The sequence below is a fragment of the Acidovorax sp. GW458-11-26-14-TSB4 genome (genome assembly GCF_059423865.1).
The window spans coordinates 321,899-337,456 of the sequence record NZ_JBWKYR010000003.1; the positions used below are offsets into that span (position 1 = coordinate 321,899).

Sequence of the window (15,558 nt, forward strand, 5' to 3'; positions counted from 1 at the left end):
GGCGAAGCGGTGCCGGGGTTGCTCACCTGGGGTCGGGCACATAGGACACGGCGTCCGACTGCGGAAAGGCGCGCGGGATCGGCGGGCGCACCGGTTGCTCGCGGATCACGCCGAGGGCCACCAGGTTCTCGCGGCTGTCGTAGCGGATGCTAATCACTTCATTGGGGCGCTCCTGCAGGCGCGTGAAGGTGGTGTGCGAGACCTCAGAGGTCTCGCGTTGGCCATGCGCCGTGCCCAGCTTGGCCGACGGCGCGGGTGCGGCCTTCGCCAGGCTGCCCGCGCCGAGCGCACGGGCCGAGGACTCGGCCTCCGGCGCCGGGGGCGGTGTTGCCGCTGCGGCGGCCGGCGAGGCCGGCTCCTCGCGCATGCGTCCCGGCAGGCCGCCGCTGTTGTCGCTGCTGCTTTCGCGGCGCTGGCTGTAGGGTTCGGGGGTGGCCACGGGTGCGGGCAGGGGTGGCTGCTCGCGGAACAGCGCCACGCCGATCACTCCCACGTTGGCAGGGCGGCCGGTGCGGCTGGCATAGGAGTTGGCAATGCTGGAGAACTCGAACGCGGCGACTTCGCTGCTGCTCTTGCGCCAGCCTGTGATCTGGTAGCGCTCATAAGGCGAAAACACGTAGCCGCGCTGGTCCCAGGCGGCGGTTTCGCCGCTGAGCACATTGACGCCGTCGACCGACGGCACGGCCAGCACCCGCTCGCCGGTGCGGTTGTGCACGGTGACGGCATAGCGCGCTCCGGGACGCCCGGCAACCCAGTATTCGCCACGGGCGTAGTGCACCGGCAGCGTGGCGCCGGTGTCGCGGTCGACGATGGTGACGTCCGCCAGCCGACCGATGGCCTGGGCCGGCGGGCTGGCCAGCAATAGCGCGGAGGTCAGGGCCGTCAGGGCGGGAAGAATCATTGAACCGGATTTCATGGCAGCTCCATCAATCAAAGTGTTGGTACTGGATGAAACGAACACCATGGGGAAACGGGGTTAAACAGCCTCAAAAAAAGTGTGCGACGGTAGAGAAGTTGGAGAGCTCAACCTTATTGATTCATAAGGGGTTTTTCAATGTGATGGCCAAACTCCCTCCGAGCGAAGCGGAGGACAAGTTGATCACCTGTCGGTTGCAGGCACACAAGTTGGTGAGCAGTTGAAAGAGTGGAAGTGAAGCCGTACTGCTTTCGGATCAAGCGGCAGAGAGGCCGTATTGCATTTGATTGACGTGGGATCGCGTTGGCTGCATCCACGTCTAAAACTGGCTGGCTTGGCTAGCTGCATCGTCTCCCACCAGCACACGCTTTTCCCATGCGTTGTTTGCTGCAGTGACCCGATCACGTTGATACTCGAGATTGGACTCGGGATATGCGATCAACACTGGGCCATAGCACTGGGCAATAAATTTCCCAACGTCGGGCTGGAGGGCTGCCAGGTTGGGCGCGGCAGTTTTGTGCTTTGCCACTCGCAGTGTTTGTTGAAGGGCGAGGGTGTAGCCGACAAGGTCGCCTATCGCCTCCCATCTACGAATCTGCATTGTCAGAATTGCGAGAGATAGTCGATCGGGGCGCTCGCCGATGAAGGGAATGTAGTGCTCGACCTCATCCTCGCTCTCGCTTGCCTTTGTCCTCACCATCCATGCGCACTGAGCCCTAGCGTGTTCCTCGGACTCTTGGAGTCGCAAAATTTCTTCACCCAAATCTGAGCTTACGGCGTGCCATTGAACATGCGTCATTGGCCTGGGATCGATTGCCCTCCATAGTGGCAAAGAGATAGCCTCGGTAGAACGAGGAGCCAGCGCCAAGATTCGATCGATCCACTCGTTATTGCGAGGATCTGTCCGCGTCTTCGAGTTCAAGATCTTCGCCACAGATGGTCGCCCGCTGCGAGCCATGCGATCGCATATTTTTGGCCGATCATCCGGGAAAACTACGCTGTCGAGGCCCTCCATCATGAGTTCCTCCAGCTTGTAGTTGGATGTGGCGCCAGCCTCTTTCCTTGCTTCGAACACGAAAGCCTTGGTTTGCAAGCATTCGATGGATCGCTCCATTTCCCGTTCGGTGATCGAAGGCAAGCCACTTAAGTCCACAAGGGTCAGCATTGGCTCATCGCAGCGTAGGAGAAACCGTTGGAAAAGATGGGAATTGAGTGCATGCCGAACGTGATGTGCTGCCAGGGCAAGCAGCACTAGCGCGAATCGAGAAGTCTGTCTAGGGAACGAATTGTGTACGCAATCTTTGCCCTAGTCCGAACACGCATGAGCCGGTACTGTTCGTATCTACCGTTAAATACGCAATGCACCTTTGCAGACCCTCTCTGTATGAACAACGTTAGTCCGCTCAATGCAGCTGCAGCACACCCGACGGAGCTTCTCGGGGGGCAAGACTTGAGGGTGGCGCTGGGATTCAGAAGTGGGGAGGCTTTCCGGGCGGCGCTTCGCTCCGGACGCATTGAGGTGCCATTGAAAAAGATAGAAGGGCGGCGCGGCTGGTTCGCCAGGACCATTGATGTCATGGTCTGGCAGGCCTCGCTCGGTCTTGAGAGCTATCCCTCGAACATGGAAAGGAACCCCTTGCTGTGAGCTAATCCACCAAGAAAGAGACCAGGTACAAAAGGAAAAACGACCGAAGCGCGCCAACGCAACGGTCGTTTTTTGCTCTTCCTGCAAAGCAGCTTCACAGAAGGTCCTAGTACGCCTCTATTGTGAAGCCCCTTTGGCTGGCCGTCAAGCCCGCCCGGTCCTGCCCTTTCCGCTCGATTGGTGCCCATCGAGCCTAGATCACAGCGCACGGTAGCCAGCGCAGGCAAGCTCGTGCGCAGAGATAGAGACCGCATTGGCCAAACATCTGTCGGCGCGCTCACTTGCGCCAGTCGTTGCCCCTCAGGGAGAGGGGGTTTCAAAGTCGCCTGAAATTACCGCTTCAGCTTTCAGCGAAATCGAGCTATATCGATTTGGCGGATTGAAAGGATTGCGTAGGCACGGACATTTCAAAGAAGTCCGAATGGTTGATCCATTCCTTGGCGGCAGCATGCTGCATTTTCCTACTGTTCTTCATTCCGAAAACTGGATTTTGAGTTGCTTCAGTCGAAGCCTGGAGTGCCATGTACCCATGGAGTCATTCAAGGCTCTTGATCACGGGAAAATTATCAGCACTCGATGCTCATTGATTTTGAAAACTCCGAAAGGAGTAGTTGGGGATTTGGTTTTGCGAAAAATGGATGAGAAAGGCCATAAAAAGTGGACTGATTTTCAAAAGATTGCAAAGGCGCATGGATTTATTCCTTGTCTTCGTCTGCCTGATGATATTCGAAAAAACAATATTCTATTGGACAATTTGGACCGAATTAGGCAAAAGCTTGTTCAGTCACTTCCTAGAGTCTTGGATAGGATGGCAATGCGCCACGTTCTAGGAATATTAAAGAATGCGCCAAACGCGACCGTGCGAGAAGTTCTGGAAGGCTTTCAGTCGCAGGGTTTGGCGCAGTTGGAGGCAGAGTACGCCGTTATTTTTCTCTATCGCGAGAAAGTAATTAATCTAAATATTGATGAGGCCATCTATGGAAAAGAAACAAAAATCAAATTGCTTTGAAGGTGGTCGCACAAAGATGCCTAAGTACTATTTGAATACAGAAAACTGGCCGCCATTCGATGAAAAGGGCTTGGATGTTGAGGTTAAAAAGAGATTCAATCTGTTGAAAAGTGCGATCAGTAAATATTTGAATTTTTCATCTATGGAGGTTGTTCTAACAGATCTGAAAATGAGTGAAGGGCGATTTTTTAAGATTTTTCATAAATGTGGAGAGCTGACTCCTGATGGTAGGATTTATGGCTGGTCCGCCTTGGTTGCAGGCCGTTCCATTGGCGGGCGTAAGCGAATAGCAAGCATTTCGGCATCTCCAGGTTCGAAAGGTGGATGGTCTGGCGCTTTTGGCAAGTTGCTGTCAGATAAGCCTGGTATTGCAAGAGCGCTTACTGAATATCTCAACGCGCCAGGAAAAAAGAGATCAACGCGTCCGAACAGGGTGGAGTTTCGAGCAATCCACAGGAGGTTTTTAAAGATCTGTGCGGGCGAAGGAATTACGGAAGAGGAATATCCTTTCTGTACCAACGAGCGCGGTAGAAAGGCTCTGCGTGGCTGGATTGACAATGTTTATCTGCCACTTAATGCAAATAGATTTGTTGGCTTGGAGCATGGGCCTGAGGCGGAATCGCTTAGCCGATATGGAGAGGGTGATGGTAGTGCAAGCCGACCAGTAGCGAAATTCCGTGAATGGACTTTCGACGAAGTTACCATGGATGTTTCTGCACGGTACGAGATCCCGAGTGCCGCTGGCGACTGGGAAGAACTGGAGTTGGCTCGATTTTTCATGATCCGTCTTATCGATAAGGGATCGGGAGCTAACTTGGCGATGCGTCTGATATTTGCTCCGCAGGCAACTGCGGATGATATTTCAGAATTGTTCTGGGATGCACTGAATGGTCCGCCGGAAGTTTCAAAGCCAATTGAGGGTGAGACACTTCTTGAAGGCGCAGGATATCCTTCGGTGATACTGTCGAAATTGCGCTTTGCGCTTCCTGCGGTGGTTCATATGGACCGCGCGCTTTCACATTTGGCTGGGCACGTCCAAAGTGTTGTTACCAGCTTGTTCGGAGGGACGGTGATTTTAGGTCCGGCCAGGACACCGCGGGAGCGTGCCGAAATTGAAAGTCGATTTTCTCTGCAAGCGCGAAGGGTCTTGCACCAGCTTCCGGGAACGACTGGGTCCGGGCCGAAGGACCCAGTACGCAAACGAGCTGCCGTGCCTGTTGATAAATTGGTTCGAGCCAATGAGTTGCTGCAAGTGCTCGACGCGTATTGCCGAAATGAGAATGTGACACCTGCTGCGGCCTCTGGGAACATCGCACCCCTCGAAAGGCTTCGTCGCCAGTTGGAAGCGGGTGTGTTGGAGCCCGTCTACCTCGACTCTGATAAGCGAAAGCCCTACTTTTTTTCACAGCCGGTGCGTGTGGCTGTTAAGGGGAATATTGCCAAAGGGGTTAGACCGTATGTGAACTATCTGTATATGCGGTATAGCAGTGCACAATTGGGAAGGGATTTTTCAATGGAAGGAGGGACGCTGCTACTACGTCCTGATCTTCGAAATTTAAGAACAGTAATGTTATTTCGCGAGGATGGAAGGTTCTATGGAGTAGCGCAAGTGCTTGGAAGTTGGAGTTCTTTTCCCCACGATCAGCGGATGAGAAGAATTTTTGGCAGGCTTAAGCGCCTCGGAGAGTTGGGTGATCGCGCAGATGACTACCCGTTGGAAGCGTTGTTTGAACACTTGCGCAAGAAAGCACCAAGAGATCGCAAAGCTGCGCTCCAACTTAGCTATATTCTGGAATACCTGACGCGAAATTTCGTAGCGCTTGGTCCTGAACTTAATGAAGCTGTCAACGAATGGCGTGGTTTTCAGCAGGCTAAAAATGATATTGGTGTTTTACCTATAAAGGCACCTGCATCAGTGCAATCGGCGCTGCCGCCTGTTCTTGCGGCGCCTCAAAAAAGTCAGGTAGAACCTGCCAAAAGCCTTCCTCCAGAAGGAGCTTTGAAAGACGGTAGGGCGGACAAGAAAATTTTCAAGCCGCGACCAAGTATAGGTCGTTGAGACTGATATTGGATTATAAATGAATATATTAAAGGAAATCGAATGATTGATTGGAAGAGCGGTTCGGAAGATGATTTTTCGTTTTTACTCCCGGATAAAATCATATGGACGCCGGAGATTGAGAAGGTAAACCAATTCATCATTGAGTCCATGAGGATGCAGTCGCGAGGTTGTGCAGTGATGGGGCAGCAGTGCAATGGGAAAAGCTTCGCCACTCGCTATCTCATGAGTCTTTTGCCGATGTCGCTAGGTCATCGGGTCGCTGTGGTGCGATGGAGTATTGCAGGATCTGGAGGCCGGATAGCCAGAAAGGAGAGAGCGTTCGTTCAGGATAGGCTAATTCAGAGCGGATGCATGGCCGTAGCACATCGAGACGTGGCAATTTTATGGCGGCGATTTCTAATGCATTTGTCCGAAATGGCGATCTCGGCAGGCTCCCGATCAATCGTAATTATGATTGATGAGGCGCAAAATCTGCAATATGAAGAATATAACTGGTTAATTCACTGCTTTAATGGGTTGGAGGACCTAAATATACGACCATTTTTCATGCTTGTCGGGCAGCCTGAACTGGGGAATGCAACTGAAAGCTGGAAGGAAACGAACGGAATGCAAGTGATAGGCCGATTTTTCACCAGGCGCCATTGGTTTTATGGGATTGGAATTGATGATATTGAAGTGGTTCTCGATGCATTTGATGAGCCCAACGAGGATGACGGGTTTCTCAGCGGTCAATTGATGCCTCAAGTTTTGGGGACTGAATGGAGGATGTCAGCATGGGCGTCTTTGTATAAGGAGGCGATGGAGGTGCTGATGGTGGAGCACAATATCCCAGAAGGATTGCATTTGCCCATGCAAATGCTTCGCTCCTCTCTGTTGCTTGTACTTAATCGAGTGATTACGGAAAAAAAGGATCCCCGACAGGTTTCCACGGCGTCAGTGCTTCAGGCTCTGAAGGATACTGGCTTTACTTCAAGCCTCGCGTATTACATCAAGCGATAAAATATTATTTGAAACCTTTTTGAAAGGATGGGATTTTGTGAAGAATCCAATTTCCCTGCGACAGCTTAGTTGTTCACCTATAGGGCTTCGCAAAGACTTGCTGAATGAATCGCTCTATAGTCGTACTGCCTCATTTTTTCATGTTCACCTGGATCGATTGGATGAAAGCTTGCCGTCATGGCACTTGCTGGATCGACCATTGTTTTCGAACTGGTCTGCAGGCGACGCGATGGAGGTATCAATGTTCATCGGATGCACGCCAGATGAATTCTCTAGCCTGAGTGGCCAGGATTTAAAGGGTACAAGTGCGCTCGGTCTGTCATTATGCGAGGATGTCAGGTTTTGCCCTCAATGCTTGAAGCTTGGCTACCATTCCATCACGTATCAGCATCTTGCAGTCTCTCACTGTGAGTTGCATGCGCAGCGACTTGTTCAGGGATGTCCGCACTGCAGTAGTCCTATCGTGCCTACAATCCGAAATGCGAGAAACTTTCCATGGTATTGCCCGCAATGTGAATATTCTCTGCTGGGGGTTGATATTAATGAGTCTAGATCCAGTTTTTTCAGCGATGCAGCTCTTTCGCAAGGACGTGGTTTCCTGGCGAAATCCGCCGCAGAAGTCAAAAATGTACATCACATCAACAGCAGTCTGAATCAATATAGGCGATTTACAGCAGTTGAGAGTAGATACATCCGGCGGGCAGTTGTCTTTTACGATGCAGGTGAATTTTGCTCGCAGAAGTTTGATGAAATGCAATTTCCCATATCCCAGGATCGAGAGCCTTATTCTCAAGATGTCTTGGCTAGTGGCGTGGCGATAACGCTGAAATGGTTAAGTGAGAATTGCCCATTTTCCGATGAGGCATGCCGTCTTGCGGAGCGGTTAGGGCACGATCCGGGTGGTTGTGCGATAAATTTGCAATCTAGCGCGATCGCGGCACTCCTGTGTAAAACCCTATATTGCTATGGACTGATGCAAGATTTTCGTAGAATTCACTTGGGAGAAATTCAACAACTTTCGCGTAGAACCAGGGAGTCTGGGTTTAAGCGCTTTACCCAAGAAATATTGGTTTTTCATGCGGCCGATGTGCGATTGCTGCAGCTGGAAATAATTGGTCTATTTGGGATTTTGCTGGCCAGTTTTCGCCGAGGAACATCATTGACCGCGCTAGACTGGAATGATATTCCAGCACCTATATCATATGTCCCGAGTTGGATTTCCAGGAGAGACGAAGCCCATGGAGTGGTCATTCATATGAGAGCGCGCCTAGATGAGATGGGATTGAAGCGATTGTTTGGAAGATATTTTGCATCGATGTTTGTTCTCGAACCGCGGCCCGGCCAGGAGTCCAACCACTTGAGACAACGGCCATTGGGCATGAGATGGTTGAGTGCGTAGCATGGCTGTGCCATCGCGCCGCCATCTAGGCTTAGGAAGTGCGGCTACCAGCGATCGACCGCGCAGATGAGGCCTTGGGGCGTCCACACCAGCGATATAGCGGGCATCCCTCGGCCGTCAGTTGCAATTTTCACTCCAGCGCATCCGCCTTCGGGCTTCTTCCTTCGACTGCGCTTCCCGTCGCGATCACTCGTTCAATGGGGAAATCAACTTCTCGCAGATTCCTCAGCCGCGCAGCTTCGAATTGCAAAGGCAGGGCGGACACGCACACCAGTTCAAACCCAGCATCGTGGAGCCGATGACAATCCGCCACAGCGCGAGCGCAAGGCGGCATAGTAGACCAGAAGTGTTCATCCATACACGCCTGCAGCGTAGCAAGGCGCTCCCCCTCCAGCCGCTCAACGGCCCAACGGTCAAGTGGAGAGTAGGCATCCTTGTCTCGTTCTACAGGCCGGTATCCAAAAGCACGCTCCCACAGCGGCGCGTAAGCTAGGCTGTAGTCCAGAAGCACGCCGTCTCCATCCAGCGCAATGATCGGCTTACCACTCAATTTCGTATCCCCAGACAATGGCAGCTCCGCCTGCAATTGAACTTGCTCCATGGCGCCCCTGGCACGACCAGGTGAAGGGACATCGTCCAAAAGTCTACTGAAACGGCGGCAACAGCGTGCCCTGCGCAGGCCAGCTCCCAGCCAAGACCGCCCCCCAGATGACGTCACTTGCATCGCTCGACACAACAATCAGTTCCCGTGCTGCGCAGGCATCTATCACGTTGCGCAGGAACTCATCCTCTTCCGGTGGCACGGACAAGTGATAGCAGCGACCGGACTCCGTCCTGACCAGGGCCCGCTGAAGATCGATGGCGATCAACGCCGAGGTCAGCCTGAAGGATCCGGACGCGAGCTGCGCGGCGATATGCAATGTTCCATTGCCGCGCTGCAAGATGCGCCAGTGCTGCAGCTCGACATGAGGTTGCGTCTGCACATCTGGCGCGGGGCGGTCATTGCCAAAAATGGGGTGATGCATGGGGATCTTTCACAATTCTTGGCGGCGCCAGCATGGGCGCCGAGCCAGCGTGATGAGTTCTGTCTGGCTGCGTCCATATCCGAGCAAGGAGAGGCTGGTTCTGAGGCCCACGCCACTCCTCCTGGGGCAGGACGAAGGGAGCCGTGCTCCTGGGCTTGCTTGCATGGCGTTCACTCAACGGTGGCCTGCGGGGTTCAACCCTCGACCAACCGGTAGTCGGCCATGCAGCGTTGCGCCGCCAGCGGGGCGGCATGGCGAAGCGCCTCGCCGATATACTCGAAGTCGGTCCAAAGTGGGCCCCTGGAGGCGCACCCCGCTGATCGTGACAGCGGAGTCCTCCAGTAAGTGCACCTCATGCGCGTACGAAGCTTGTCGAATGGAGGCGGGCGTCCTTTCCCAATGGCCGTTGTAGAACTCGTGGATACCAGCCACCAGCACGATGGGTTTGTCGGGGAATGTCCGGCGAGCCCACGATGGAGCCATAGTTCCCTGGTGAATATCGCCGGCGAGCGCCACCACATCTGCAGATGCCGCTGATTCAAGCGATGAACGGAAGGGTGCGAACTCGACGTGAAGTTCTGAGAGAACAAGTATTTTCATGGAGAGTGCAGTTTGCAATTTCGAGTGTGCAACGGGACAGCGACAAGGCTGCATAATCGGGAATTGAGGGAACAACTGTTTCGCAGCGCATGCGAACTTCGCCTACAGAACTATTTGTGACCAGTCGCCACAATCCGCGACGGACCAATTTCGCTATTCCTTTTTGAAAGCCAACATGCCAAGCTACAAAGAACTCCTCGCTCAAAAACAAAACCTCGAAGCTCAGATCGAAGCTGCCCGCAAATCCGAGATCAGCGAAGCGCTTTCCACGATTCAGGGCCTGGTCAAGGAATTCGGACTGACTGCCTCCGACGTTTTCCCAGCAGGTCGTGCGAAGAGCGCGTCGAAGGGATCGACCGTAGCGCCGAAGTACCGGGATCCAAGCACCGGCGCGACCTGGACTGGCCGCGGCAAGGCACCGCTGTGGATAGCCAACAAGGACCGCGCTCAATTCGAGATCAAGTGATAAGCCTGCGTGCCGCAACGCGGCACGCCTATCGGAATAGTTCATTTAGCCTCGCTCGCAGCAATTGCGACGATTGCTCATCAAGGCCTCGTTTGCAATCGACCAGAAACAGGTTGGGGCAAAAAGGCCTGAATAGGCAAGGCGGGTCATCGACCGCAACCTATTGGGTATAGGCCGGCCGATTGGCAAATCGCCAGGCCGCACACTCTGCTTGTCACTCGCACAACGCTAGCTTGCATATTTCGGAGTCACTTGGACAGGGAGAGCAATTTGTCCTGGACACGTCACCCGGTAGGAGTTGGACACGCAGTTCGGGCGTTTTGGACAGCATGGACAATTTCTGCAAACTGGCCACCAAGCTGAGGGGGCGCGATTCACAGATGGCAGTCGGTCGGCAGCCAGTTGCCATCGGTCATGACGACCAAAATGCTTGCTTGTCGATGCGCGAAAGAAGCGACGCGAGCAAAACCAGCGACTGGCCGTCAATGTTCATGGGTGTACTGCCGGCTCCCATTGGGTCTGTGCTTTTGGAGTGCTCAATGGCGCGCGCCATCACCTGATCGACCAAGCTGATCCTGGGGACCAGAACGTACCGCACGTCGCAGTTCAGTCCATCGGCAATCTTGGCCAGCGTGTTGAGAGAAATCGAGCCTTCAGCTTCCGACTGCTCAAGCCTCCTGACTCCCTGCTGAGAAATGCCAATGCGGCGACCCAAGGTCTTGGAGTTCATCCCAAGTGCCAGGCGCACAGTCTTCACCCAGCCGCTCCTGGGCGTGCTTGCACCTTGCAGCTTCGCCAATTCGCGAAGCTGGCTGTCAAGTTCAACCAAGCGGGAAAGATCCAATCGACTCGTCAAGGGCGGGTGGCAAAAGTTTCAAGACAACGCTTCGGTTGCGTACATGTGACTGCAAGACAACCGGTAACTTTCCATTTGCGCACGGCCGGTTTCAAACGGTGTTTGCGCGCAAGAAGTTCAGCTATCTTCGCACGCTCAGTCCCAAATGGGACCAACTAGTCCCCTAAATATTTGACGAGTATGCTGCAGTTAGACAGAGAACAGATAGGCCATTTCAGTGAGATGGACCTCGCAGGAATCCTTGACGCCGGTGGCTGGAGCGCAATCCTACCGAAGAGCCTCAGCGACAGCCAACTGGTCTGCGTTTCCGATCAGCTTCGGGCGATGTTGTGGGGCGAAGTCACGCAAGAGCCTGACGGCACACCCAACGCGGCGATTGCCATGGCATTGCTGCTGATGGCAAAGAGCCATCCCTCACCTCCAGCAAACGGCGAGCTCTTTGAAGGCAGCATGCAACAGTTGCGCGAAGTGCTGATGGTCCTGAGCGTTGCTGCGGACCGCGAGATTGTGAACAGGCTGCTCAATCGTCCAAACGACGACGAATCGCTGACCATGTTGACAGGCATCAAAGCCATCATGGACGAAGCAAGCCACCCACAGCGGGCAAAGAAGTCTAGGACGCGTCCTCGGGCAGCAGTGTAGAGAGGTCGGATTTCACCGACTTCAGTACCTTTTCAACCGATGCTGCATCAAATCGGCGCGCATATGCCACGGCCAGGAGGGTCACGGGATGGACCTGCAGGCCTTCAGCGAGGTGTTCCACCATGCCAATGCTGGGAAGTTGTTCGCCCTGCTCAAGACGTCCAACGTGCCGACGGCTGATCGACGACATCAGATCCTCCTGCGTGAAGCCGCGAGCGGTGCGCAGCTCCTTGAGCGCACGACCGACGGCAGCTTTTGGCGGATCTGACTTTCGAGTTGGCATCCACTCGATTTCCGCTGATAGCGACTAAAAAGACCACGTCTAACTAGTCGCATTTAGGTGGAAATTTGGTACCTCTACGCCCGCATTGCTGCTGGCCACGGAGCGATCCCGTCACCTTCTGCACACCGCGACGCCAAAACCGGACCCCGGTTCCTGAATATGAGTTGCGACATCACCCAAGGATTTCCATGCCTCTGAACCCTCGATCCGTCAAAAAGCGATCTGAGCCCACGCGCAGGGTGCATATCGACAGTCGCAATCGCATCCCCTTGCCGTCAGGTATGGGGTGGACGGTAGGGACCCGCGTGTATTTCTCGCAGGCCAGAGGCAAGAGAGATGGAGATGAGCCACCAGAGTTTGTGATTTCGACCGAACCTGGAGCCCTGCTTAAAGGTCGATGGATGTCTGGGCGAATTCAGCGCGCAGGCTTCGCGCCGCTGGTCCGGGCCAGTAGGAAGCCTCGCCGCCGTTGAGTTGGCTTTGAGTCCATACGACACCTCCAACGGAACCTCTATGAATCTGCTTGTCTATTCGGATCTGCACCTGGACCTGTCTCCCTTCAAACCGCAGCTGAGCGCAGGGTTCCTCAAGACCATCGATGCGGTGGTTCTGGCGGGCGACACCATCGAAGGTACAGGTGGGCTGCGCTGGGCTCGAGAGACCTTCCCAGACAAGCCCATCATCTACGTGGACGGCAACCATGAGTTCTACGGCCAGCATTGGGACAAGCACATCGACGTGATGCGCAAACTGGCCCAGGATCATCAGATCCACTACTTGGAGAACGATGCAGTCGTGATCGGTAGTGTGCGGTTTCTGGGATGCACGCTATGGACGGACTACGCCCTTCACGGCGCCGAGGAGAAGCTGATGGCGATGGACACGGCGCGCTATCGCATGAGTGACTACAAGCGCATCGGGGTCACTCTGCCACCGGAGCTGCACTGCCAGCATCAGCAACGTCTGGCTCCGGCGATGGCTGGGCTCCGGCATGTCGCGAACAGACGCTGGCTGGAGGAGCAGTTGCGTCTGGGCGATCCAGAGAACACGGTAGTAGTCACACACCATGCACCCCATGCCCAATCCATCCCAGCAAAGTTCGCGGAACATCCTTTGTCACCTTGCTACGCAAGCGACTTGGAAGCGCTGATGGGGAAGGCCGGGACTTGGATTCATGGTCACATCCATGAGAGCCTGGACTACCTGGTGCGGGGGACGCGGATCGTCACCAATCCCAGAGGTTACGGGCGCCTTGGGGGGCGCATGCGAAATGCGCAGTTCCGAGTGGATTTCTGCGTGGATGTGGACTGACCAGGCGAGAAGACGCTCTCAATCTACTTGCCCTTCGCCACGCCATTGCCGCTTCGGGCAGGGCGCGCGGTCCAGCGCCTTCAGCGGTTGATCGGCCCGAAGGCACGATCTCTGAGCGCTCCACCAATCAGCCCAAGACCGGAAAAAGTATCCTGCGGTGCGGGCGTGCCCCCGAGGAGCAAGTCGTAGAAGAAAGGAAACTCGGGCAGGCTGAGCAGGTTGTTTGCGAGCGTGCCATCCGGCTCGGTGCGCAGATGCAGCAGACCCGAGGGCCCGTACTCCGCAAAAACATTGACGCGCCGCAGACCACTTTGCACATGGAACCGCACCGTGCCATCCCACTGCATCTGCGCTGCAGTACGCATATCTTGGTGCCAGATGGCAGATAGGCGCCCGCCCACGTACAGGATGGGATGGAAAGGGTCGTGGCGGGGGTTCTTCTTGATGAAGCTGATTTCGACGCTGGGAGCAAGTGACATGGGATGCCTTTCAGCCCCTGAAGGCATGCGTTAGCGAATGAGGGCAACTCGAATCACAGGACGCTTCCATGCTGGTCTTGCCTGTCGCACACTATATATGGTGTGCGACAGGTATGCAAGACACTATAGGTAGTGTTGTCAGGCCTGAGTTTGAAGATCGCGCTGGCATGGCTCCGAGCTCATCCAAGCAAAGACCTCCACGGTGCAAAGGTGAGCCGAACTCTATGGAAGCGTCGGGTTAAAGCGGCGCATGAAATTGGCATCCCAGTGCATGGTGGGAGATGCGTCGCAATGAAGAACCTGCCGCCGATCCGAAAACACCGGTCCGTATGATTGGGCCATCATGTGGGTGTTGGCTGCCGCAATGAAAGTCTGGGTTGCGACCTCGGTGTGCCCACCCTTGTCCCAGCGGCCGATGAGGAAAGCATGCTTCGTGAGCGGGAAGTAGACCTCGGTTTCCTTCAAGCCGAATCCCGGGCTGTACCGCATAAAAAGCGGGACCTTTTCAGGCTCGTTGAAGGAGATCGCCACCGGGCGATTGGTTGTGACAAAATCCCCGTGCTCGCCGTTGGTGGTGTAAAGGGTCCACAAGCGCCGCCCCAGTAGCCGCAAGACGGTATCGAACACATCGAACTCGCTGATGATGTGTCGTTCGCGGTTCACTTGGATGGTGTACTCCCCGCGCTCGTGAAACTCCTTGGCTTGTTCATACGAGACCGTGCTGGAGTTGGCGTCACCGAGTTTTTCTGTTTCGGCGTCCCAGCGCTCCTTGTCCGCAAGAATCAGGTCAAGCAGTCGTTTGGCGACAGTCTCATGCGACTGACGCATGCTCTCGCGCCGCTCGGGCGAGCGGACCGCCAAAAGCGCCATCAGATTCAGGATCAACACCTTGTCCTCGGATTCGAACTTCGCGGCCCGCACAACATTGCGTATGGCCTCGCAAGCCGCGCCCTCGAGCTTGCTCAACTCTTTTTCCAGCACATCCGGGGCATGGCCTTCTGACTCGAATCGCATGAAGTCGCGCTCGCCGCAAACGTTACGCGTGTTGGTCTCATAGGAACGGCCAGTTCCCAGATCGTTGGCAAAGACGAACCAGTTCTTCCCTTTCTTGTGCCCGAAGCCTCGCAGGTACCCCTGGGGAACGTAGTGATGATGGCGAGCCTCAGATCCCATGCGCAGCATTTTGCTGTATTTGCCGCACCAGGCGCGGAAGGAAAACTTCCTCAACGAGATGTGCCAGATCGTGTGCTGGGCTAATCTGGTGGGCTCCATCGACCCCTTTTCCCGCGAAGCACACCAGGCCATTGGCGAGCCTTTCGAATCCGTGGACTCCTGCATGTTTCTGGATTCCCACCCTGAATGGGACGCTATGTTGAGATCGACTCGCTTCTGGGAGTTGCTGCGGCAGAACTCTTCGCCGATCGCGAGAAGGTTGTGTCAAGAGGTCTGTGGCTCAGCGGGCCGATCATTCTCTGCCGCCACCACCGTTATCTCAACACGCAGGCTGGCCGTAGCCAGTGCGGCCTGCACCGTCGTGCGCGCAGGGGCGGTAACCTGTTCGCCCTGCTTGTCGGCCAGCCAAGACTCCCACACTGCATTCATACCCGCGAAGTCGGCGGCGATGTCGCGCAGGTAGATGGTGGTGGTTAGGATGCGGCTGCGGTCGCTGCCAGCCTCGGCCAGCAGGGCGTCAACGCGGGCCAGTACCTCGGCCGTCTGCTCGGCAATGCCGGCGTCGGCGCTGGCGCTGCCCTTGGCGGTCTGGCCGCACAGGTAGACCAGGCCGGCGTGGCGCACGATCTTGCTGAGGCGGGCGTTGTTGTGGGTGCGCTGGATGGTGGTGAAGTCGGTCATGTCGTGGGTTTC

At 55.2% G+C, this 15,558-nt stretch carries 18 protein-coding genes; 8 read left to right on the top strand and 10 right to left on the bottom strand.

Going from position 1 to position 15,558, the window contains the following annotated elements:
* Window positions 1–22: 22 nt before the first annotated feature.
* Complete coding sequence (locus AC07X5_RS10130; protein WP_494770008.1) at window positions 23–916, bottom strand: hypothetical protein; 894 nt, start codon at window positions 914–916, stop codon at window positions 23–25.
* Between the two features lie 319 nt (window positions 917–1,235).
* Window positions 1,236–2,081, bottom strand: a complete 846-nt coding sequence (locus AC07X5_RS10135) for a hypothetical protein (protein WP_494770009.1) — start codon at window positions 2,079–2,081, stop codon at window positions 1,236–1,238.
* Window positions 2,082–2,300: 219 nt separating this feature from the next.
* Between AC07X5_RS10135 and AC07X5_RS10140 the strand changes: the two genes are divergently transcribed.
* From AC07X5_RS10140 to AC07X5_RS10160, 5 genes are all read left to right on the top strand, one after another.
* Entirely contained in the window at window positions 2,301–2,561 is a 261-nt protein-coding gene (locus AC07X5_RS10140) for a hypothetical protein (protein ID WP_494770010.1), read from the top strand.
* A 253-nt stretch (window positions 2,562–2,814) separates the two neighbouring features.
* Window positions 2,815–3,570, top strand: a complete 756-nt coding sequence (locus AC07X5_RS10145) for a hypothetical protein (protein WP_494770011.1) — start codon at window positions 2,815–2,817, stop codon at window positions 3,568–3,570.
* Window positions 3,539–5,629, top strand: coding sequence for a hypothetical protein (locus AC07X5_RS10150; RefSeq protein ID WP_494770012.1), 2,091 nt, complete (start codon window positions 3,539–3,541; stop codon window positions 5,627–5,629). The genes AC07X5_RS10145 and AC07X5_RS10150 overlap by 32 nt, the downstream gene beginning before the upstream one ends.
* A gap of 42 nt (window positions 5,630–5,671) precedes the next feature.
* A complete protein-coding gene (locus tag AC07X5_RS10155; protein WP_494770013.1) occupies window positions 5,672–6,631 on the top strand; it encodes an ATP-binding protein in 960 nt (319 codons plus the stop codon).
* A gap of 37 nt (window positions 6,632–6,668) precedes the next feature.
* The gene (locus AC07X5_RS10160; protein WP_494770014.1) at window positions 6,669–8,030 is read left to right on the top strand and encodes a hypothetical protein; all 1,362 of its coding nucleotides are present in this window, start codon (window positions 6,669–6,671) and stop codon (window positions 8,028–8,030) included.
* A gap of 130 nt (window positions 8,031–8,160) precedes the next feature.
* Here the strand turns inward: AC07X5_RS10160 and AC07X5_RS10165 are convergent, their stop codons facing one another.
* The 3 genes from AC07X5_RS10165 to AC07X5_RS10175 all read right to left on the bottom strand — a co-directional run bounded on the left by AC07X5_RS10165 (window position 8,161) and on the right by AC07X5_RS10175 (window position 9,709).
* Complete coding sequence (locus AC07X5_RS10165) at window positions 8,161–8,631, bottom strand: HAD family hydrolase (protein WP_494770015.1); 471 nt, start codon at window positions 8,629–8,631, stop codon at window positions 8,161–8,163.
* Between the two features lie 43 nt (window positions 8,632–8,674).
* Window positions 8,675–9,055 (bottom strand): hypothetical protein, encoded by a 381-nt coding sequence (locus AC07X5_RS10170; protein WP_494770016.1) that lies wholly within the window; start codon window positions 9,053–9,055, stop codon window positions 8,675–8,677.
* A gap of 174 nt (window positions 9,056–9,229) precedes the next feature.
* Window positions 9,230–9,709 carry a metallophosphoesterase gene (locus AC07X5_RS10175; RefSeq protein WP_494770017.1) on the bottom strand — a complete coding sequence of 160 codons (480 nt, stop codon included), beginning with the start codon at window positions 9,707–9,709 and terminating at the stop codon, window positions 9,230–9,232.
* 121 nt (window positions 9,710–9,830) lie between these two features.
* Between AC07X5_RS10175 and AC07X5_RS10180 the strand changes: the two genes are divergently transcribed.
* Window positions 9,831–10,121, top strand: coding sequence for an H-NS histone family protein (locus AC07X5_RS10180; RefSeq protein ID WP_494770018.1), 291 nt, complete (start codon window positions 9,831–9,833; stop codon window positions 10,119–10,121).
* Window positions 10,122–10,533: 412 nt separating this feature from the next.
* Here AC07X5_RS10180 and AC07X5_RS10185 read toward each other — a convergent pair whose 3' ends face one another.
* On the bottom strand, window positions 10,534–10,950 hold the full coding sequence (locus tag AC07X5_RS10185) for a helix-turn-helix domain-containing protein (RefSeq protein ID WP_494770019.1): 417 nt from the start codon (window positions 10,948–10,950) through the stop codon (window positions 10,534–10,536).
* A 207-nt stretch (window positions 10,951–11,157) separates the two neighbouring features.
* On the opposite strand from AC07X5_RS10185, the gene AC07X5_RS10190 reads away from it, so the two are divergent.
* Entirely contained in the window at window positions 11,158–11,619 is a 462-nt protein-coding gene (locus tag AC07X5_RS10190; protein ID WP_494770020.1) for a hypothetical protein, read from the top strand.
* On the opposite strand, the gene AC07X5_RS10195 is transcribed toward AC07X5_RS10190, so the two are convergent.
* A complete protein-coding gene (locus AC07X5_RS10195) occupies window positions 11,591–11,902 on the bottom strand; it encodes a helix-turn-helix domain-containing protein (protein ID WP_494770021.1) in 312 nt (103 codons plus the stop codon). The genes AC07X5_RS10190 and AC07X5_RS10195 overlap by 29 nt on opposite strands.
* Before the next feature lie 513 nt (window positions 11,903–12,415).
* Between AC07X5_RS10195 and AC07X5_RS10200 the strand changes: the two genes are divergently transcribed.
* Window positions 12,416–13,213: a metallophosphoesterase gene (locus AC07X5_RS10200; protein ID WP_494770022.1), complete on the top strand. Its 798-nt coding sequence runs from the start codon at window positions 12,416–12,418 to the stop codon at window positions 13,211–13,213.
* A gap of 80 nt (window positions 13,214–13,293) precedes the next feature.
* Here AC07X5_RS10200 and AC07X5_RS10205 read toward each other — a convergent pair whose 3' ends face one another.
* From AC07X5_RS10205 to AC07X5_RS10215, 3 genes are all read right to left on the bottom strand, one after another.
* Entirely contained in the window at window positions 13,294–13,692 is a 399-nt protein-coding gene (locus tag AC07X5_RS10205; protein WP_494770023.1) for a DUF3892 domain-containing protein, read from the bottom strand.
* Between the two features lie 222 nt (window positions 13,693–13,914).
* Window positions 13,915–15,030 (bottom strand): DUF4238 domain-containing protein, encoded by a 1,116-nt coding sequence (locus AC07X5_RS10210; protein WP_494770024.1) that lies wholly within the window; start codon window positions 15,028–15,030, stop codon window positions 13,915–13,917.
* 99 nt (window positions 15,031–15,129) lie between these two features.
* Window positions 15,130–15,546: a RidA family protein gene (locus AC07X5_RS10215; protein ID WP_494770097.1), complete on the bottom strand. Its 417-nt coding sequence runs from the start codon at window positions 15,544–15,546 to the stop codon at window positions 15,130–15,132.
* Between the last annotated feature and the right edge of the window lie 12 nt (window positions 15,547–15,558).